Consider the following 20,204-nt stretch of genomic DNA (forward strand, 5'->3'; position numbering starts at 1 on the left):
GGAGATTGTTTCATCATGGACTACCGTCAACTTGGCCGTTCGGGCCTCAAAGTGTCGACCATCACGCTTGGCACGATGACGATGGGCGGCAAAGGCAAATTCGCGAGCGTCGGCGAGGTTGGCCTCGACGAGGCACGCCGACAGATCGACATGTGCATCGACGCGGGTGTCAACCTGATCGATACTGCGGACGTCTATTCAAACGGTGCGTCGGAGGAAATCGTCGGCGAGGTGCTCGGCGGCAAGCGCAAAGGCGGCGTACTGATTGCGACGAAAGCCCGCTTTCCCATGGGTGACGGCCCGAACGACCGGGGTCTGTCACGACATCATTTGATAGAAGCCTGCGAGGCAAGCTTACGCCGTCTCAAGACCGACGTGATCGACCTCTACCAGGTGCACGAATGGGACGGACTCACGCCGCTCGAAGAAACGCTTGAAGCGCTCGACCTGCTTGTCCGGCACGGCAAGGTCCGCTATGTCGGCTGCTCGAACTACTCAGGCTGGCACCTGATGAAGGCGTTGCATGTGAGCGAGCGCGATCGCCTGCCGCGCTTCGTGAGCCAGCAGATCCATTACACGCTCGAAGCACGCGAAGCGGAATACGAACTCGCGCCGATCGCACTCGATCAAGGCCTGGGCATTCTCGTCTGGAGCCCGCTCGCAGGCGGCCTGCTGTCGGGTAAGCACCGCCGCGACGCGACGCCCGAGGGCACGCGTCAGCTCGCCGGCTGGACGGAGCCGCCGATCCGCGACGCCGAACGACTGTGGTCGATTGTCGACACGCTTGTCGAGATCGCCGGCGAGCAGAATGTCTCGGCCGCTCAGGTCGCGCTCGCATGGACGCTCGGGCGCGCCGCCGTCACGTCGGTCATCATTGGCGGGCGCAACGAAAAGCAACTGCTCGACAACCTCGGCGCGGCAAACCTCAGGCTGAGCGCCGAACAGCGCGAGCGGCTCGACAAGGTGAGCGCGCCGCCCCTCCTCTACCCGTACTGGCATCAGGTGCAAACCGCGCACGATCGTCTTTCAGTTGCGGACCTGTCCCTGCTGGGACCCCATCTCAAGGCGTAGCGTGTGATGCGGCCGGGATCGCCCTCCCCGGCCGCCCTGAAGGATCGCAGGTCATACCCAGATGTCCCCCTTGGCCGGATCGCAGTAGCTCCATCGTGAAGTCGACTCGCGCGTGCAGCGACTTCACTTGACCGTGGCGCGCCGTCATGAGCCTGCCGCGCCATCAAGCCGATGGATGCCCCTTCATTCCCGGCGTCACTCATCCGCGATCGACATCGTGCGCTGCCACCGGGCCGGTGGCAGCGGCGCCTCGCTCGCATTCAAGCTAACGACGTAACACCGAATCACCATGAAAAAACTCAGAACAGCCATCGTCGGTTGTGGAAAGGTCGGTCATTTCCATGCCCGGGCACTCTCCAATCTGGAAGACTCGGACTTTGTCGCGGTATGCAGCACCTCTCTCGATCGAGCAAAGGCCTTCGCCGAACAATATGGCGTGCATGCGTTCGATAGCGTCGAAGAGATGGTGGAAGCCGCGCAGGTCGACGTGGTATGCATCTGCACTCCGCATCCTCAGCACGCTCCCGTTGCGATCGCCGCCTTGAAAAGCGGCTGTCACGTTCTCATCGAGAAGCCCCTCGCTTCTTCGCTCGAAGACTGCGACGCCATCCTTTCATGTGCCGAAGAACACCGGCGTACGGTCGGCGTCGTGTGCCAGCGGCGCTTTTATCCGTCCGCGATGCGAATCAAGCAGGCCATCGATGCGGGCAAGATTGGCCGCCCTGCGATCGGCAACGTGGTCATGCTTGGATGGCGCGACCGCCAGTACTACGAAAGCGATCCCTGGCGCGGCTCGTGGGCTGGCGAAGGCGGCGGCGTGCTCGTGAACCAGGCACCTCATCAGCTCGATCTGCTGCTCTGGTATCTGGGCGATATCGATGAGGTCTACGGCGTGTGGAAGAACGTCAACCACGACTACATCGAGGTCGAAGACACTGCGGCGGCCATCATCAAGTTCAAAAACGGCGCGATTGCCAACGTTCTGGTCAGCAACGCACAGAATCCTGCTTTGTACGGGAAGGTCCATATCCACGGAGATAACGGCGCGTCGGTCGGTGTGCAGACAGACGGCGGTGCGATGTTCATCGCCGGTGTCTCAACCATCACCGAACCGCCATACAACGATATCTGGACGATTAAAGGCGAAGAAGGAATGCTCGCCGAGTGGAAAACAGCGGATGCGGAGTATTTCAATTCCGCGGAGTCGCTGTACTTCTACCACGAGCAGCAAATCGATGATTTCCTGACTGCCGTCGGCAACGGCACGAAGCCTTTGATCGACGGACTGGACGGCCGGAAGACCGTAGAACTGTTCACAGCCATCTATCGCAGCACGCAGAACAATGCGGTTGTAAAACTCCCACTCTGAGCAGGGCGACGAGTCGCCGGTGTCCCATGCGGGCAATGCATGTTTGGGCGAGCCTCCAGACGGCTTCTTGAATGCAACATCATGAAAACAACAAAGACCCGATATTTCATTGTTTTTCTATTATTTGTAGTCACGGCCATCAACTACATGGATCGTGCGAATCTCTCGATCGCGGGCAGCAGGATCCAGGGGGAATTCGGCCTTTCTCCGACCCAGCTCGGCCTGCTCTTTTCGATGTTCACGTGGACGTATGCGGCCGCCCAGCTTCCCGTCGGGTATCTCCTTGATCGAATCGGATCGAGGGTTCTATACGGAAGTGCAATCGTCATCTGGAGCACATGTACATTCGCAATGGGCTTTGCTTCACATCATCTTTTCGCGACCCTGGGCGCCTCATTTGCGGTGCTGCTGGTCTGCCGGGCCCTGATTGGCCTCGCTGAAGCGCCGTCGTATCTCTCGAATACGAAGATCGTCGCGAACTGGTTTCCGAAGAACGAACGCGCACGGGCGACGGCGACCTATATCAGTTCGCAATATATCGGTCTTGCATTGTTCACGCCCGTCCTGACTTTTCTGACGAGCCGTTACGGCTGGCAAATGGTGTTCTATGCAACGGGTGGAGTGGGAATCGTCTTTGGAGTCTACTGGCTGATCGTTTATCGCGACCCCAAAGACAGCAGGAAAACCGGTCAGGCCGAGCTCGACCTGATCAAGGCCGGCGGTGGCTACGGATCTCAGGATCAATCCACGGTCGGCGCTGTGGTCGCGAGAGACGACGTCCTGTACTTCCTCAAGAACAAAACTGTCTGGGGTCTGTTCATCACGCAGTTCGCCTACAACTCGACACTGATCTTCTTCATGACATGGTTCATTGTCTACCTCGAAAAGGCATTGAATCTCACGCTTTCCAAAGCGGGGCTGGGCGCATCCATTCCCTATCTCATGGCGATGGTCGGCATGCTGGCGGGCGGCTTTCTCAGTGACAGCCTCCTGAAAAAGGGTAAATCGGTCACGCTCGCGCGCAAGTTGCCGGTGATAGTCGGCCTCGTGTTGACGGCCATGATCGTCACCGTCAATTTTTTCGAGAACCAGCCCATCATCGCGATCGGGATCCTTTCGCTAGCCTTTTTCGGAAACAACGTCGCGAATCTCGGCTGGGTGGTGTTTACGGATGTCATTCCTCGCAATTTCATCGGTACGATGGGCGGCTTCCTGAATCTGTTCGGCAATCTGTCCGGCATTACTACGCCCATCGTTTTCGGCATGATCCTGCAGCGCACGCATAGCTTCCACTATGCGATGTGGTACGTGTCGATCGTCGCCGTTTTGGGCATCCTTTCGTATATCTTCCTCGTCGGCAAAATCGAAATGATCGTGCCGCCGAAGAAGCAGGAGCGGGACGCGTACCGGGTTATGCAGTCGAACTAGGCTCCTATACGAGGACTTACGCTGCCCAAGTGGCTGCAGAACTGGTTTTGACTTTTGAGCGCTACGCGATCGCCGCTCTATGTGATGGCGCCAATCTGCCAAGGCACGAATTCATTCTGGCCGTATCCGTGCATCTCGCTTTTCGATGCCTGGCCCGACGCGGTTGCAAGCATGAGCTGGAAGATCTCTTCACCGAGTTCGTCGACCGTTCGTTCGCCCTCGAGAATCGAGCCGCAATTCAGGTCGATGTCCTCTTCCTGGCGTTGCCACAAAGCGGTATTGGTTCCCAACTTCAACGATGGCGACGGCGCGCAACCATAGGCGGAGCCGCGACCGGTCGTAAAGCAGATCAGGTTTGCCCCACCCGCGACCTGCCCGGTCGCCGAAACCGGATCGTAGCCCGGCGTATCCATGAAGACGAGACCGTGTGCACGGACTAGTTCCGCGTACCGGTATACGTCAACCAGATTGGTTGTGCCGCCTTTCGCAACGGCGCCGAGTGACTTTTCGAGGATCGTTGTCAGCCCACCGGCCTTGTTCCCGGCCGATGGATTGTTGTTCAGATCGGCATTCATGCGCGCGCAGTAAGCTTCCCACCAGTGAATCCGCTCGATCAGCTTTTCGCCGACTTCACGTGACACCGCCCGGCGCGTCAATAGATGTTCGGCGCCGTAGACCTCGGGGGTTTCGGAGAGAATCGCCGTTCCACCACGCGCGACCAGACGGTCGACTGCCGCGCCGAGTGCCGGATTTGCCGTAATGCCGGAATAGCCGTCTGAGCCGCCGCATTGCAAGCCGATCACCAGGTGCTTTGCATCGACGGGCTCGCGCCGTACGTTGTTCGCTTCCACGAGCATCGCCTTGACCTGTTCGATGCCCGCCGCCACCGTGCGCGCCGTGCCGCCGGTCGCCTGAATGGTCATCGTCTTCAGCGCCGCGCCGGGCGTAAGACCCTGGCTTTGCACAAGCCCGTCGATCTGATTCGTTTCGCAGCCCAGCCCGACGATCAGTACGCCAGCGAAATTCGGATGCCGCGCATAGCCACCGAGGGTGCGCCGGATCATTGCCAGCGCTTCGCCTTCGGAATCGATCGCGCAGCCTTGAGCGTGCGTCAGCGCAATCACGCCATCAACGTTTGGATAGTCCGCAAGCGCTTGCGGATGGATATCGCGACGAAAGTAATCCGCAATGGCGCGAGCTGCGGTCGCGGAGCAATTGACCGATGTGAGAACACCGATGTAGTTGCGCGTTGCGACACGCCCGTCGGCGCGTACGATGCCCATGAACCGTGCCGCTGCTGCGACCGTCGACGTGGGCTTCGCATCGGCGCCGAAAGCGTAGTCCCGATCGAAGGCGCCCATCGCAAGGTTGTGCGTGTGGACGTGCTCCCCCGCTTCGATGGCGCGTGTCGCAAAGCCGATGATCTGCCCATAGCGCCGTACAGGCGCACCCGCTTCGACGCTGCGAACGGCAAGCTTATGACCTGCCGGGATCAACCCGCGTACGGCAAGACTACTGCGGATACGCATGCCCGCGATAAGCTGGTGCCGCGCGATGACGACATCGTCATCGGGATGCAGTTGCACGACTGGCTCTATGGTCGACGAAGCATCGGCCATTGCGTTTTCAGCGTCGAAGGTCATGACGTGGCCTCCTCGATCTGTGTTGTGCGCACTGCCTCGCCTGTTACGGCACCAAGGCCGACGAGCGCATGATTCGATGCGCAAGCGCCGCGTCGTCCGCCAATGAAATGTTGTCCGGGAATGGTCATGTGAGTGTCCGGTTAAATCGTCTGCAGCGTGTCTGCATGTGCCTAACGAAGCGTCGCTTTGGCCGGGCCTATCGGCGCTTCAGGTACGCCGCGCGGACGCAAGCCGATGCTCAGAAGCAGAAGCACGCCGATGGCACCTGCCAATGCAAGGGTGAACATGCCCGCGCGCTGGCTATGGAAGAGCGTCTCCACTGCCGTCTTCAACGTCGGCGCGATGAAACCGCCGAGATTGCCGAGCGCGCCGATCATCGCAATACCGCTCGCTGCCGCGGTACCGCTCAGGTAGGCCGTCGGCAAGGTCCAGAAGAGCGGCTGAACGACAACAAAGCCGACCGTCGCGATACAGAATGCGACGAGCACGGGTCCGATGTGATTACCAAGGGTCGATAGTGCGATGCCCGCTGCGGCGATCGCCAGCATGGCGACGGCGAGCTGCCGATGCTTGCCTTTCGCATCCGCGTATCCGGTGATAAAGCGCAGTGCGACGAGTGCGCACAGCCAGGGGATGGCGGTGAGAAAGCCGACCTTCGCGCCGATGGCGGTACCCGTCAGCTCCGAAATCCGCGTCGGCAGATAGAAGATGACGCCATACACGCTGACCTGTATGGCGAAATAGATCGATACAAAGCGAAGCACGTTCCAGTTGCGCAGCGCGGTCAACGCAGTAGCCGGTCCATGCGCGACCTTGTGCCGGTCTTCCGCTGCAATGGCGTTTTCCAGGGCGTCTTTTTCGGCCGACGTCAGCCACTTCGCGTGGCCCGGTTTGCTAACCAGGTAGAAGAACGCGACGATGCCGGCAGTTGACGCAGCGAGACCTTCGATGAGGAACATCCATTGCCAGTTGTGCAGCCCGAGGCGGCCACCCATGACTTCCATCAAATAGCCTGACAGCGGGCTGCCCAGCACGAGCGCCACGGGCAAACCGAAGTAGTAGATGCCTAGCGCCTTGCCGCGTTCGCGCGCGGGGAACCAGTACGTGGAATAGAGGATGACGCCGGGCGAAAAACCGGCTTCGGCCACGCCCAGAATAAAACGCAGTGCATAGAACGCGGTCTCGTTGTGCGCAAACATCATGGCCGCCGACGCAAGCCCCCAGGTGACCATGATCCGGCTCAACCAGATCTTCGCCCCCACCCGGTGCAGCATCAGATTGCTCGGGATCTCGAACACCGCATAGCCGATGAAAAAGATTCCGGCCCCGAGCGCAAACGCCGCGTTGCCGATGTTCGAATCGACTTGAAGGGCCTGTTTGACAAACCCGACGTTCGAACGGTCAAGCATCGATAGCGCGAACATCAGCGCGAGGAAGGGCGCGAGCCGCAGGCGCGCCTTGCGCACTGCGCTTTCCAGCGGCTCTTCTGTAACGTGTTGAGTCTGCATCTCGTCTGTCTCCTTGGGAAGCCGGGTATGCCGGTCTGTGTCTGTTATGGCGAGTTAGAGCGGGTTCATACGTGATCAGAGAGAGGCAGTGTCGAGTAGTCCTCGTACAGCAAGGTTCGCCATCAGCGCTCGCACGCCGAAGGTCCACGGCTCGATGCGGTCGCTGTGGTTGACCCGGTTAACCAGCGTGCCGAGCTGCCGGCTCGAAATCTTCACGATGTCGCCCAGCTTGTGTGTGAAGCCCGCGCCAGCGGCGTCGCGGTCTTCGATCGGTGCAAAAAGCGTCCCGAGGAACAAAAGCGCGCCATCGGGGTACTGGTGGGTCGAACTGATCGTCTGCGAAACGAGCTCGAGCGGGTCGCGCGTGATCTGGTCCATCGAACTCGACCCTCGCAAGACAAACCCGTCGCTGCCCTCAACGCGCAAATCGACTGTCGCATGGCGCACATCATCGATCGAGAAAGTCTCGTCGAAAAGCCGCAGGAAAGGACCAATCGCACACGAGCCATTGTTGTCCTTCGCCTTGCCAAGCAGGAGCGCGCTGCGTCCTTCGAAGTCGCGCAGATTGACGTCGTTGCCCAAGGTCGCACCGAGCGTGCGGCCGCGACTGTCGATCGACAGCACGATTTCCGGCTCCGGGTTGTTCCAGGCCGAATTCGGATGCAGCCCGATCTCCGTGCCCGTGCCTAAAGCTGCCAGCACTGGCGCTTTTGTGAAGACTTCCGCGTCAGGGCCGATTCCGACTTCCAGGTACTGAGACCATAGTCCCTGCTCGATCAGCAGCGCCTTCAATTCGCGCGCCTCGGCGGAGTCCGGCCGGATGCTGGTGAGACTATCGCCGACGACAGACCTGATCTGGTCTCGCACGCGCACCGCGCCTTGCGGGTCGCCCTTTGCCTGCTCCTCGATCACGCGTTCAATCAGGCTCGCCGCAAAGGTTACCCCTGCTGCTTTGATGACCTGCAGATCGCAAGGCGCGAGCAGATGGACGTGCCCCGGGTTGCGCGCCAAACCGCCCGTTGCATCGGCCGTATTGGCGATGATCGTGTCCAGCTTGCCAATCCAGCGGCCACTCGCGGCTCGCACTGTCGCGACCGGATCTTCCCGCTCCAGCAAGCTGCTGATGGTCGGTGCCGCGTCGGAAATGTCGAACACGCCGTCGGCGCGCAAGACGACTACGGCGGGACCCGCGGGCATCGATTGCGTGGCAGGAACCCAGGCGCGGCCGACAAGTGTGCCGGCCAACCCGTCCGACGGAAGGGTGTCCGTTACGCTAAGTGAAAGCGGGGATGTCATGTCTGTCTCCACGGATGTTTGTCTGGCGCTCGCGGCTTGCTGCCAGTTCGCGCCTTGATTCGCTCAGTTGCCACTTCAGTTGCCACTCTAGGCAGCCAACCGATAAACATCCAATCTCTTATTCAGTACAATCGATTCCATCCGGTTATGAGTTCTTGCGTGTTTACCCCATGTCCAGACAATTTACCGTGCGTACGTCGAGCGTCCTCGCAAGGCTGCGCTTCAGACATCTTCAACTGCTCGATGCCCTCGGACGCACGCACAACTTGCGCATCGCAGCTGAACAGATGCTCATCACCCAGCCTGCGGCGACAAAAATCCTGAGTGACATCGAATCGATGTTCGGCGCCCAGTTGTTCGAACGGTTGCCACGGGAGATGCGCCCAACCGATCTCGGCGTATTGTCCGTGCGCTACGCAACCACGGCGGTAGCGGATCTGGGCAAGTTCGTGAGCGAGTTCAGCACCCTGAGTGACGGTGGCTACGGTCATCTCACAGTGGGTGCTATCTCGGCTTCGGCCGCTCAGGTGGTGATTACGGGCATCAGGGAGATTCGCCAGCAGCGGCCGCAACTGGTTATCAAACTAGTCGAACAGAGCAGCGACCAACTGGCGGTCTGGCTCGAAGAAAAGAAGCTGGACGTCATGGTCGGCCGTCTGACGGAGCCGCGCCATCAAGTCCTGTTCGACTTCGAGGTGCTGTCTGGGGAACCGGTCTGGGTGGTGGTCGGACAGCATCATCCGTTGCTGCAACGGCGGCGGCTGGAGTTGGCCGATCTTGGCACGTGGCCATGGATTCTCTATCCGCAAGCAACGGCTATCAGGCAGCTGTTCGACGAAACGTTCGCCGGCGCGGGCATTCCTGCGCCGGTGGGCATGGTGGAAACACCGTCAATCTTTTCGACACTGGAACTGCTGCAGGCCACCGATATGATCTCGCTGCAGCCGCGTGCCGCCGTCGAAAAATATGTGAGTAAGGGTCTGCTCGGGCACCTGCCCGTTCCCATCAAGCGGACCATGACGAGCTACGGTATCGTCACGCGCAAGTACGAGTTGCCGTCGCAGCCCATGCAGGAATTCATCACCATTCTGCGTTCGGTCGCCGGGCGTGTGGGCGATCAGGCGCTTCCAACGCGGGACGGATCGTATGAGGCAACGTGACCATATGGATCAACGAAAGCGTACCGACGATGGCCTTAGAACACCGCACCTGGCCTTTCGCGAGCCCGGAATGAGCGACTAAGTCGCGTCGCTTTCTCATCGCCACAACCGAACGACGGATTGTGGCGATGACGCTACGACGTCACAGGCCCCTGCCTCAATGCATATGCTGGCCGCCGTTGATGGCGATATTGGACCCGGTCACAAAACCTGCATCGTCCGAGCACAGATACCTCACAAGGGCCGCGACTTCATCTGGCTTGCCCAGACGACCGGCTGGAATCTGCGGCAGGATCTTTGTTTCCAGAATCTCCTGCGGAATCGCAGTGACCATCTTCGTAGCGAGATAGCCTGGCGAAATCGTGTTAACCGTTACGCCTTTGCGCGCGACCTCCAGCGCCAGTGATTTGGTGAAACCGTGCATGCCAGCCTTGGCCGCGGCGTAATTGGTCTGGCCGATCGAGCCTTTCGAACCGTTGACGGACGAGATGTTGATGATTCGGCCCCAGCCTCGCGCGACCATGTCTTCGCACAACGGCTTGGTCATATTGAACACCGAATCCAGATTGGTGCGAATCACCGCGTCCCAGTTGACCTTATCCATCTTCCTGAGCGTCATATCCTGCGTGATCCCGGCGTTGTTCACCAATATGTCGACCGGGCCGACTTCAACCTGAATTCTTGCTACACAGTGCTGGCACGAGTCATAGTCGGCCACATCGACCGGATATGCGCGAAAATTGCGCCCTTGAGATTCCATGCCAGCCAGCCAGTCGTCCGAACCCGTATTGACCGTCGAGTGCGTTACTACGACGGCATAACCGGCATCATGCAGTTTCGTGCTAATCACTTCTCCAAGTCCGCCCATACCGCCCGTTACTACAACGATTCGCTTCGTCATCCTTTCCGCCCGTGATCGTAGTATCTGCGAGGATCAAGAATATCCAATGGCCGTCCCGCACAACCCGCCGTTGGATTGCAACAATGCGTCACCTCCTCCCAGGATGCAGAGAATGGTGGTTCCAGCATTGATCGAACTGCGCGGCTTTTTGTAGGCTTCTGGTATTGCGCAAATGAAGTTTGAATCACCTGCGGGTGACAATGCGCCACGCAGGCCATTCGCTGATTCCTGGCCGTTAACGGGCGCGCGACACACACTGACCGCGCGCCGTAACGGTCTCTCTCAGGTCCCACCTTTTATGGTCTTGCCGGGTACCCGTTACACCCGTATCGAATGCGGTCCGAAGATGTCAGGCATGCCGTTTGAACAAGCATGCGAGATGATTATTTCAGCCACCTCTTGCGATCACAAGAGGGCACTTGACGGTTTCATACTTTCCCCACAGAAACTAATTGCTACGACGGGCCTTGCGCCGACGACAGTGCGCAGAAAAGAGCCAAAGACGTTGTGCCAACTCGGGCGCGACGGACCGGTTTCGCGCATGGCGATTGCCACACGCCGTCGGCGGCGTGAAACCCATTTCCCAGTCCACCTGTTTTGCGCACAACTGTTTTGCGCAAAAAATCGCTTTCACAACTATTTATCGCCCGTTACTCTGCTTCGGCGCGCCGCTGCGTTCAGAGTGTCGAGCCATGTTTGCGAAGCTGTGAAATCTCGTTGATCAAGGTTTAGCGACATCCTGCGGGCGCGGCGTCGGCACGGACCAGCGTCCCAGAAGCGGCTCATGAAACGCTTTGCATACATGCCATTAGTAATCCTCTTCATGAACATAACGTTTGTGTTGTAGTTCGACTCGGCACGCAAGCAGACGTCGCGGCTAGCCAGTGACGATCATCGTAAAAGATGTGACAGCAACGTTAAAACCCCATCTTCAGAATGAAAGTTGATTCTTTGAATGGCGTCTATCGTGCGTCCAGACGCATGAATGGACCTCTTGAACAATTGGTAATAAAAAACGCTGACGAAATAGCATTCGCCGGAAGTGACACTCGTGCGTCTGTGTCCGGTTCTTGCCAGGCACCACTCTGTCCAGCAACGACAAGGTATTCCCGGTACGTGCAAGCAAAGCGAAATGAGCTTACCCGGCATCCATACGTGCCTGACTTTTCATTTGTCCTTCAGCAGGAATGCTGAGCTTTGTGTACATTCGCGCTTTAGTTGCGTTGCGGCACATCGGCACCTGTCCCAAGGCAGACTTCTTCGTTGCGCGTGTCTTTTCGGGTCATCGCATGCCGCGCTAGCCTCCACCAAGACACTCTTACGTTTTACCCCAAGCTCTGGAATTCTCATGCTCGGCCTAGTCCGTATCGCCCTTCGGCGACCCTACACCTTCGTAGTCTTGGCGATCTTCATCCTCATCATCGGTCCTTTGTCCGCGATGAGAACGCCTACCGACATTTTTCCGGATATCAGAATTCCCGTGATTAGTGTCGTGTGGCAATACACGGGGCTGCCGCCGGACCAGATGGCCGGCCGCATCACGTCGCCATTCGAACGTACGTTGACCACAACCGTGAACGACGTCGAGCATATCGAGGCGGAATCGGTCGCCGGCTTCGGGATCATCAAGATCTTCTTCCAGCCGGGGGTGAATATCAGCACGGCGAATGCGCAGGTGACTTCGGTCGCGCAAACTCAATTGCGGCAGTTGCCTGCAGGTACGACGCCTCCGCTGATCCTGAACTACAACGCGTCGACCGTGCCGATCATCCAGTTGGCGCTGTCCGGCAAAGGACTCTCTGAACAGAACCTCGCTGACCTTGGCCTGAATGCAGTGCGCCCGATTCTCACGACGGTCGCAGGCGCAGCGATTCCTTACCCGTTCGGCGGCAAGACACGTCAGGTGCAGATCGACGTCGACCCGGTGGCGCTCCAGGCGCGCGGCTTGTCCGCGCAGGACGTCGCCAACGCACTTGCCGGCCAGAACCTGATCACGCCGGTCGGCACGGAAAAGATCGGTGACTACGAGTACACGCTGCAACTGAACAATGCGCCGTCGGCAATCAAAGCCTTGGGCGATCTGCCCGTCAAGGCGGCCAATGGCACTACGGTCTATATTCGTGACATTGCGAATGTGCGCGACGGCAGCCCACCGCAGACGAATATCGTGCACGTCGACGGCCGGCGTTCGGTACTGATGTCCGTACTCAAGAACGGTTCGGTTTCGACCCTCGGCATCATCTCCGGTATCAAGGAGCGCCTTGCTGCAGGGAAAGCTTCGTGGCCCGATAACCTGCAGATCGAGCCCATCGGCGACCAGTCGCTGTTCGTACGGGCGGCCATCACCGGCGTGGCGCGCGAGGGTGTGATCGCGGCCGTGCTGACGAGCCTCATGATCCTGCTGTTCCTCGGCAGCTGGCGCTCGACGATCATCATCGCCACCTCAATCCCACTCGCGATCCTGGGCTCCATCGCCACGCTATCCGCCCTCGGCGAGACGTTGAACATCATGACGCTCGGCGGTCTCGCGCTAGCGGTGGGGATTCTGGTCGACGATGCCACGGTGACGATCGAAAACATCAACTGGCACCTCGAGCACGGCAAGGAGGTGGAGACGGCTATTCTCGACGGTGCCGCGCAGATCGTCACGCCAGCATTCGTCTCGCTGCTGTGTATCTGCATCGTGTTCGTGCCGATGTTCTTCCTGAGCGGTGTCGCACGCTTCCTGTTCGTGCCGATGGCTGAAGCGGTGATCTTCGCGATGATTTCGTCGTTCATCCTGTCGCGAACCCTTGTGCCGACGATGGCGAAATACCTGCTGAAACAGCATGTAAAAGGCGAACACGCCCATGAAACCGGGAGCCCCGGTCCGCTTGGGCGTTTCCAGCGTGGCTTCGAAGCGCGCTTTGAAAAGGTGCGTAGCGTCTACCGTGGGTTGCTCGAACTCGCGCTGACCCACCGGCGTCCGTTCGTCAGTGGCTTCCTCGGCTTTGTCGCCCTCTCGTTCGCGCTGGTGCCGTTCCTCGGCCGCAACTTCTTCCCTTCGGTCGATTCCGGACAAATCCTGTTGCATGTGCGCGCACCGGTCGGCGTTCGCGTTGAAAAAACCGCGCAGATTTTTGCGGACGTCGAAGGCGCGATCCGCCAGATCGTCCCGCCGGCGGATCTCGGCACCGTGGTTGACAACATGGGTCTGCCGGTCAGCGGTATCAACACCGCGTACAACAACACCGGTACGGTCGGCTCGCAGGACGGTGACATCCAGATCGCGCTGAACGAAGGGCATGGCCCAACCGAAGAGTATGTTCGCCTCATGCGCGAGAGATTGCCGCGGGAATTCCCGGGCGTCACGTTTTCGTTCCCGCCGGCGGACATCATCAGTCAGATCCTGAACTTCGGCTCACCGGCGCCGATCGACCTGCAGATTCGCGGCAATGATCTGAACGCCAACTACGCGTACGCGGACACTCTGCTGCGCCAGGTTCGCGATGTTCCGGGCGTGGTCGATGCGCGGATCGCGCAGTCGCACGGCAACCCGACTTTCAACGTCGATGTCGACCGCACACGCGCGCAATTGCTCGGCATCACCGAGCGCGATGTGACGAACAGCATGGTGGTGAACCTCGCAGGTTCCAGCCAGATCGCGCCCACGTTCTGGCTGAACAACGCGAACGGTGTCTCTTATCCGATCGTGATGCAAACGCCGCAATACAGCCTCGATTCGCTCGCCGCCTTGCAAAATCTTCCGATCACGGCCAGCGGCGGAAGCGCCGCCCAGATCCTCGGTGGTCTGGCGACAGTCGAACGCACCAGCAGCAATGAGGTTGTCAGCCAGTACAACATCCAGCCCATGGTCGAGATCTTCGCGACCACCCAGGGCCGCGACCTCGGCGCGGTGGCATCCGATATTCAGCGCATCGTGCACGACAACGCAAGCACCTTGCCCAAGGGCTCGGCCGTCGCGCTGCTCGGCCAGGTGCAGACGATGAACAGCGCCTTTGCCGGCATGTTGTTCGGCTTGCTGGGTGCGGTGGTGCTGATCTATCTGCTGATCGTGGTCAATTTCCAGTCGTGGGCCGACCCGTTCGTGATCGTAAGCGCGTTGCCTGCCGCGTTGGCAGGTATCGTCTGGATGCTGTTCGCGACCCACACGACGCTCTCGGTACCCGCATTGACCGGTGCGATCATGTGCATGGGGGTGGCGACGGCCAACTCGATTCTGGTCGTCAGTTTCTGCCGCGAACGTTTTGCCGTACACGGCGACCCGTTCAAGGCCGCCCTCGAAGCGGGCTTCACGCGTTTTCGCCCCGTGCTCATGACCGCGCTCTCCATGATCATCGGCATGGCGCCGATGGCACTCGCCCTCGGCGAAGGCGGTGAGCAAAACGCGCCGCTTGGCCGCGCCGTAATCGGCGGTCTGCTGTTTGCGACCACCGCTTCGCTGTTCCTCGTCCCCGTCATTTTTTGTATCGTGCACGCGCGCCCCGGGCGCGCGGCTACCCCGGCATCCGTCTCGGGAGGTCCTGCTCATGTCATCTGAATCTACTTTTCCCACTAATACACCGTCGCGCCGCCCGCTTCTGGTAGCAGGCGTGGTCGGCTTGCTGGTCGCCTTAGGCATCGTCGTTGCCGGCCTCACGCTGCGAGCCGCCGATGCCCGCAAGCTGAAAACCTGGACCGACGCCCAAGCCGTGCCGACAGTCAACCTGATCCAGCCCTTGCGCGACGCCAACGGCCCCTCGCTGCAACTGCCCGGCCGCCTCGAAGCGTTTACGCGGGCGCCGATCTTTGCGCAGGTCAGCGGCTATCTGAAATCATGGAGTGTCGATATCGGTGCGCCGGTCAAAGCGGGCCAGGTGCTCGCCGAAATCGAAACGCCTGAGCTCGACCAGCAGCTATTGCAGGCACGCGCCGATCTCCAGAGTGCCCAGGCGAATGCTTTGGTTGCGGGTACGACGGCGAAGCGCTGGGAAGCGCTAAGCGGCACCGATTCCGTTGCCCAACAGGATGTCGACCAACGCACCGCTGACTACACCGCCAAGGAGGCGATCGTTGCGGCCGCGAAGGCCAACGTCGACCGCCTCGTCGCCACCAAGGCCTTCGCGCGCATCGTCGCCCCATTCGACGGCGTGGTGACCGCCCGCGATACCGACGTCGGCGCGTTGGTCAACGCCGGCAGCGGTGGGGTAGGACAGGAGCTGTTCGCGGTCTCCGACGTCAAGCAGTTACGCGTGTATGTCCAGGTGCCGCAGAATTACGCGCCGGCGATACACGACGGCACGACCGCCATCCTGAGCGTCCCCGAGTATCCCGACCAGCAGTTCACCGCGCGCGTCGTTGCGGCGGCAGACTCGGTTAACTCGAGCTCGGGAACCACGCTGGTTCAACTGCTGGTTGACAACGCGAACGGCAAGCTGCTGCCGGGTGGGTTCGCCAGTCTGAAATTCTCGTTGCCCGCCTCCGCCGATTCGCTCCGTGTACCGGCCAGCGCACTCGTCTTCGATAGCCGCGGCGTCGTGGTCGCCACGCTTGGCGCGAACGGTCACGTGCGGTTCAAGCAGGTGAAGATCAACCGCGATCTGGGCGACTCAGTGGAGATCGGCTCGGGGCTCGCCGCAACCGATCGCGTGATCGATACACCGCCCGACGGACTCGCCGACGGCGACAACGTGCAAGTTGCGACGGCGACCGACAAGAAGGCAGCGGCACATGGTTAAGTATGGACTTCCGGCGCTTCTCGCGAGCGTCGTCGCACTCAGCGCGTGCTCGCTCGCGCCGCAATATCAGGTCCCGCCGACACCGATCGCGGCGCAATACAAGACAGTTGGCCCGTGGACCACGGCACAGCCGGCCGACCGGATAGACCGCAACGGCTGGTGGAAAATGTATGGCGACGCCCAGCTCGACGATCTCGAAGCGCGCCTGCTGGCAAACAACACCGATTTGCGCGCGGCGTACGCACACTATGCGCAAGCGCAGGCTTTCGTGGCGCAGGTCGAATCGGGACTGTACCCGTCGATCAGTGCCAGCGCCGTGCCGCAGCGCGATCGTCAGTCCGATAACCGGCCGTTGCGCGCGGGCGGCCCGAACGACTACAACTCCGTCACGCTTGGCGGCGAAATCAACTACGACCTCGACCTGTGGGGCCGCGTGCGCGACTCCGTGGTGGCCGGCAAAGACGAGGCGCAGGCGACCAAGGCCGATCTGGCCTCGGTCAGGCTGAGTCTGCAGGTCGAACTGGCGGACAGTTACGTCCGCTTGCGCGGCCTCGATCAGCAAACCGAGCTGTTGAACGAGACTGTCGTGGCGTATGCGAAGGCCCTGCAACTCACGCAAACCTTGCACAACAGTGGGATCGTGTCGGGCCTCGACGTTTCCCGAGCGCAAACGCAACTTTCGTCGGCGAAGTCGGAGCTGTCACAGAACCTGGCGCAACGGGCTCTGATTGAACACGCGATCGCGGTGCTGGTTGGAACCTCCGCGTCCGAATTCAGCCTGCCGCAACAAACCGCCGCCATCGCCTTGCCGGCGATTCCAACCGGCCTGCCCTCGACGCTGCTGCAGCGACGGCCCGACGTCGCTGCGGCGGAGCGCCGGGTGGCTGAGGCCAACGCAAAAATTGGCGTCGCGCGGGCGGCCTACTTCCCGGACATCACGCTGAGTTTGCAGGGTGGTGTGCAAAGCGCAGCCTATGCCGGCCTGGTGAGCGCGCCCAATCTGTTCTGGGCGATCGGCCCGCAGCTTGTGCAGTACGTGTTCGACGGAGGGTATCGTCGCGCGCAACTCGATTCCGCCAAGGCCGCAACCGAAGAAGCGGGAGAACTTTACCGCGGCGTGGTGCTGTCTGCATTCCAGCAGGTTGAAGACAATCTCGCCCTGCTGTCGTATCTCGGCACGGCGCTTAGTGACCAACGGGATGCAGCAAACGCCGCGCAGTACTCGGTCGACCTCGCGTTACGCCAATATCGCCAAGGCACAGTGGGTTACCTCGATGTCGTGCAGGCGCAAACCGTCTCGCTCGAGGCGCAACGCAGCGTGCTCGATATCCAGACACGCCAGCTGAGCGCGAATGTGCAACTGCTGCATGCGCTCGGCGGTGGATGGTCGAGCGATGAACTCGCTCAAGTGGCTGCAGCGCCTGCACTCGTCGCGACAGCAACGGAACGCAGCGCGAATTGACCGCCTCTGCGCGGCGCGGGAGATCAGATGAGCGTTCCCTTGCCTTCCCGATACAGATCGAGCGAGGTGTCTGCCCCGATTCAACCACGCAGACAAAACTCTGAAGAAAGCGGGAGTCCATCGAAAGAAATTTTATGTTTTGAAGAAAGAAAAAACTGCTTCTTCTGAGGGGCGACGACTAGCATACTCGTTGCAAACACCCCCCGGTGTGTCTGGTTGCTAGTGGCAAACTGGGGCACCACCATGACGGAATCGGCCGGCAAAAGGGAAGGAGACGATGACTGTGTCAGCCAGCCTGTCCGGCACAACCGAAACGCTGGTCAAAAGCGTTTCCCTGTTCAACCTCGGCACACTGATCAACGACCAGTCGTCGTTGACGATGCGCCGCGGAATGGGCACGCGGGTCGAGGTTCCCGTGACCGGCGCATTTGTCGAAATGAAGGACGGTGAACATATTCTGTTCGATACCGGTCTTCTGCCGCATAACTGCGAACGCAATGATGGCGCCGCCCGCTGCCTGTCGATGAAGCGCTTTTCCGAAATGATCGCGCGCTATGACCGACAGGACGACATTCGCGCACGGCTGGCCGAGCTCGGTCGTACGCCAGAGGACGTCAAGATCGTCATCAACAGCCACTTCCACTGGGACCACTCGGGCGGCAACCTGTTATTCCCTCACGCGCGCTTTCTGGTACAGGGTTCGGAATACCGCTTTGCGTATCAGCCTGACAGCTTTGCCGCGCGGCCGTACGAGCGCGCCTATTTCGATTGCGACATCGACTATGAATTGTTGCGCGGCGATCAGGTGATAAAGCCCGGCGTGGCCGTGCTCACGACACCGGGCCACACGCCGGGACATCAATCGCTGATGGTGCGTCTGCCGTCGGGCACGCTCATGTTCATGACCGGTGATGCAGTGTTCTGCCCAGCCAACCTCGAACCCGACTCGCCGCCCGGCAATGCGCACACGACCGAACAGGCGATCGCATCGATCGCGCGGCTGCGCCTGCTGTGTGAGTTCTTCGGCGGTGAACTGGTGATCTGCCACGATCCCGACTTCTGGAAGAAGTGGCAACCGGCGCCACATCGCTACGCGTGAGTCGGAAGGTTTGACCCCGGGTTCGCAGGGCGGCGCCAGATCGGATTCAACTCCTGCGCTGCCTGAGCAGGTTTTCGTGCAGTGCATTGCATGCTGAGGCGGCCAGGATCGTCGCGATGCCACGCCGGGATATTTTTCAACACGTAGCGATACAAAAATAAACACGTGCTGTCGCGCAGGGCCGGTTGCTGCCTTGTCGGCATACACGCGAAACATGGAGACAGATGATGAAGCAAAGATGGTTTCGCTTACTGCCCGTGATGATGATGACCTTGATCATCGCGTTCATGGACCGCACCAACATCGGCTTTGCGATTCCGTCGATGGGCAAGGAGCTCGGGCTGACCGCCTCGATACTCGGATTCGCGTCAGGCGTGCTGTTTCTCGGCTATGGCGCCTCCCAGGTTCTGGGCGGCTGGATCGCCGACAAGGGCCACGGCAAGGCGCTGATTGCCATGCTGATGGTGCTGTGGGGAGCGATCGAAATGGCGCAGGGTTTCGTCCACAACGCGCAGGAGCTGGTCGCGGTTCGCTTCGCGATCGGCGTGTTCGAAGGCGGCATATTCCCGACGTTCCTGCTGTTCGTGAGGAACTGGTTTGCACCGTCCGAGCGTGCTCGCGCAAATGGTATCTGGCAACTTTGTTACCCGTTCGCCGCGATGGCGAGCGGTCCTATCGCCGGCTACATCCTGAAGATCGGCGACTGGCGCACGTTGTTCATCATCGAGGGCGTGTTTCCGCTCGTATGGGTATTTGTGTGGCTGTGGGGCGTAGCCGATTCGCCGCGCAACGCGAAATGGTTGAAAGCTGCCGATCGCGCGCAACTGCTCGAACGCCTCGACTCGGAAAAGACATGGCACACGTCGCAAGCCCCCTCCCCCACACCGGTGTCATTCAGCGCGCAGTTGCGGCGTCCGGCGGTGTGGCTCTTTGCAACGGCGATCCTGCTTTGGAACACCGGCTTCCTCGGCTTTGTGATCTGGCTGCCCAGCGTGATTCATCAACAGCCGGGGCTTTCGTCGACGGACATCGGCTGGCTCTCATCGATTCCCTACGCGTTCGCGATCGTGCTCATGCCGATCCTGACTTACTGGTCCGACCGCAAACTGGACCGGCGGCTCTTTTCCGCGATACCGCTGGCCATTTCCGGCCTGGCCCTGCTGGTTGGCGGCGAGACCTTTGAGTCCAATCCGTTCGTCGCGAACATGGCGCTACTCGTGATCGCCGGCGCGACACTTTACGGATCGCAGCCGGTACTCTGGTCCATCGCCACCGAACTCGTGCCGCCCGAAGTGACGGCACGAATCAGCGGCATGATCAACGGTATCGGCATGATCGGGGCATTTGGAGGGCCTTACTTCGTCGGCTACGCGCGTTCATTTACCCACTCGTTTTCCGCCGGGCTGTTGGTAATGGGCCTCTGTCTGATTGGCACGAGCGCGTTCGTGATGTTGATCAAGGATGCCGCCAAACCACGGCGTCAGCGTGATAAGACGGCGGAGCCGAATGTAGGCCGTACCTGAGCCCGGGGTAGCCGCGAGGCTTCACAC

The 20,204-nt window shown here is 60.3% G+C and carries 13 protein-coding genes; 9 read left to right on the top strand and 4 right to left on the bottom strand.

The genetic code is table 11. From position 1 onward, the window contains the following. Positions 1-15 precede the first annotated feature (15 nt). From HHL24_RS16815 to HHL24_RS16825, 3 genes are all read left to right on the top strand, one after another. Positions 16-1,071: an aldo/keto reductase gene (locus HHL24_RS16815; RefSeq protein ID WP_169486566.1), complete on the top strand. Its 1,056-nt coding sequence runs from the start codon at positions 16-18 to the stop codon at positions 1,069-1,071. Positions 1,072-1,360: 289 nt separating this feature from the next. Then, a complete protein-coding gene (locus HHL24_RS16820) occupies positions 1,361-2,440 on the top strand; it encodes a Gfo/Idh/MocA family protein (RefSeq protein WP_169486567.1) in 1,080 nt (359 codons plus the stop codon). A gap of 81 nt (positions 2,441-2,521) precedes the next feature. After that, positions 2,522-3,868, top strand: coding sequence for an MFS transporter (locus HHL24_RS16825; protein WP_169486568.1), 1,347 nt, complete (start codon positions 2,522-2,524; stop codon positions 3,866-3,868). 77 nt (positions 3,869-3,945) lie between these two features. Here the strand turns inward: HHL24_RS16825 and HHL24_RS16830 are convergent, their stop codons facing one another. The 3 genes from HHL24_RS16830 to HHL24_RS16840 all read right to left on the bottom strand — a co-directional run bounded on the left by HHL24_RS16830 (position 3,946) and on the right by HHL24_RS16840 (position 8,315). Next, entirely contained in the window at positions 3,946-5,511 is a 1,566-nt protein-coding gene (locus HHL24_RS16830) for a UxaA family hydrolase (protein ID WP_206002891.1), read from the bottom strand. 170 nt (positions 5,512-5,681) lie between these two features. Next, on the bottom strand, positions 5,682-7,019 hold the full coding sequence (locus HHL24_RS16835) for an MFS transporter (protein ID WP_169486569.1): 1,338 nt from the start codon (positions 7,017-7,019) through the stop codon (positions 5,682-5,684). A 75-nt stretch (positions 7,020-7,094) separates the two neighbouring features. Next, positions 7,095-8,315 carry a fumarylacetoacetate hydrolase family protein gene (locus HHL24_RS16840; RefSeq protein WP_169486570.1) on the bottom strand — a complete coding sequence of 407 codons (1,221 nt, stop codon included), beginning with the start codon at positions 8,313-8,315 and terminating at the stop codon, positions 7,095-7,097. A 170-nt stretch (positions 8,316-8,485) separates the two neighbouring features. On the opposite strand from HHL24_RS16840, the gene HHL24_RS16845 reads away from it, so the two are divergent. Continuing rightward, positions 8,486-9,475 carry a LysR family transcriptional regulator gene (locus HHL24_RS16845; protein WP_169486571.1) on the top strand — a complete coding sequence of 330 codons (990 nt, stop codon included), beginning with the start codon at positions 8,486-8,488 and terminating at the stop codon, positions 9,473-9,475. 157 nt (positions 9,476-9,632) lie between these two features. Here HHL24_RS16845 and phbB read toward each other — a convergent pair whose 3' ends face one another. Then, complete coding sequence (gene phbB, locus HHL24_RS16850; protein WP_169486572.1) at positions 9,633-10,376, bottom strand: acetoacetyl-CoA reductase; 744 nt, start codon at positions 10,374-10,376, stop codon at positions 9,633-9,635. Positions 10,377-11,724: 1,348 nt separating this feature from the next. Between phbB and HHL24_RS16855 the strand changes: the two genes are divergently transcribed. The 5 genes from HHL24_RS16855 (at position 11,725) to HHL24_RS16875 (ending at position 20,177) form a co-directional block, all read left to right on the top strand. Then, entirely contained in the window at positions 11,725-14,916 is a 3,192-nt protein-coding gene (locus tag HHL24_RS16855; protein ID WP_169486573.1) for an efflux RND transporter permease subunit, read from the top strand. After that, positions 14,906-16,093 carry an efflux RND transporter periplasmic adaptor subunit gene (locus HHL24_RS16860; RefSeq protein WP_169486574.1) on the top strand — a complete coding sequence of 396 codons (1,188 nt, stop codon included), beginning with the start codon at positions 14,906-14,908 and terminating at the stop codon, positions 16,091-16,093. Before HHL24_RS16855 ends, HHL24_RS16860 begins: the two co-directional genes overlap by 11 nt. Then, positions 16,086-17,555, top strand: a complete 1,470-nt coding sequence (locus HHL24_RS16865) for an efflux transporter outer membrane subunit (protein WP_169486575.1) — start codon at positions 16,086-16,088, stop codon at positions 17,553-17,555. Before HHL24_RS16860 ends, HHL24_RS16865 begins: the two co-directional genes overlap by 8 nt. A gap of 277 nt (positions 17,556-17,832) precedes the next feature. Next, on the top strand, positions 17,833-18,654 hold the full coding sequence (locus HHL24_RS16870) for an N-acyl homoserine lactonase family protein (RefSeq protein WP_169486576.1): 822 nt from the start codon (positions 17,833-17,835) through the stop codon (positions 18,652-18,654). A 224-nt stretch (positions 18,655-18,878) separates the two neighbouring features. Then, positions 18,879-20,177, top strand: a complete 1,299-nt coding sequence (locus HHL24_RS16875) for an MFS transporter (protein WP_169486577.1) — start codon at positions 18,879-18,881, stop codon at positions 20,175-20,177. Positions 20,178-20,204 lie beyond the last annotated feature (27 nt).

The sequence above is a fragment of the Paraburkholderia polaris genome, from assembly GCF_012927345.1.
Taxonomy (GTDB): domain Bacteria; phylum Pseudomonadota; class Gammaproteobacteria; order Burkholderiales; family Burkholderiaceae; genus Paraburkholderia; species Paraburkholderia polaris.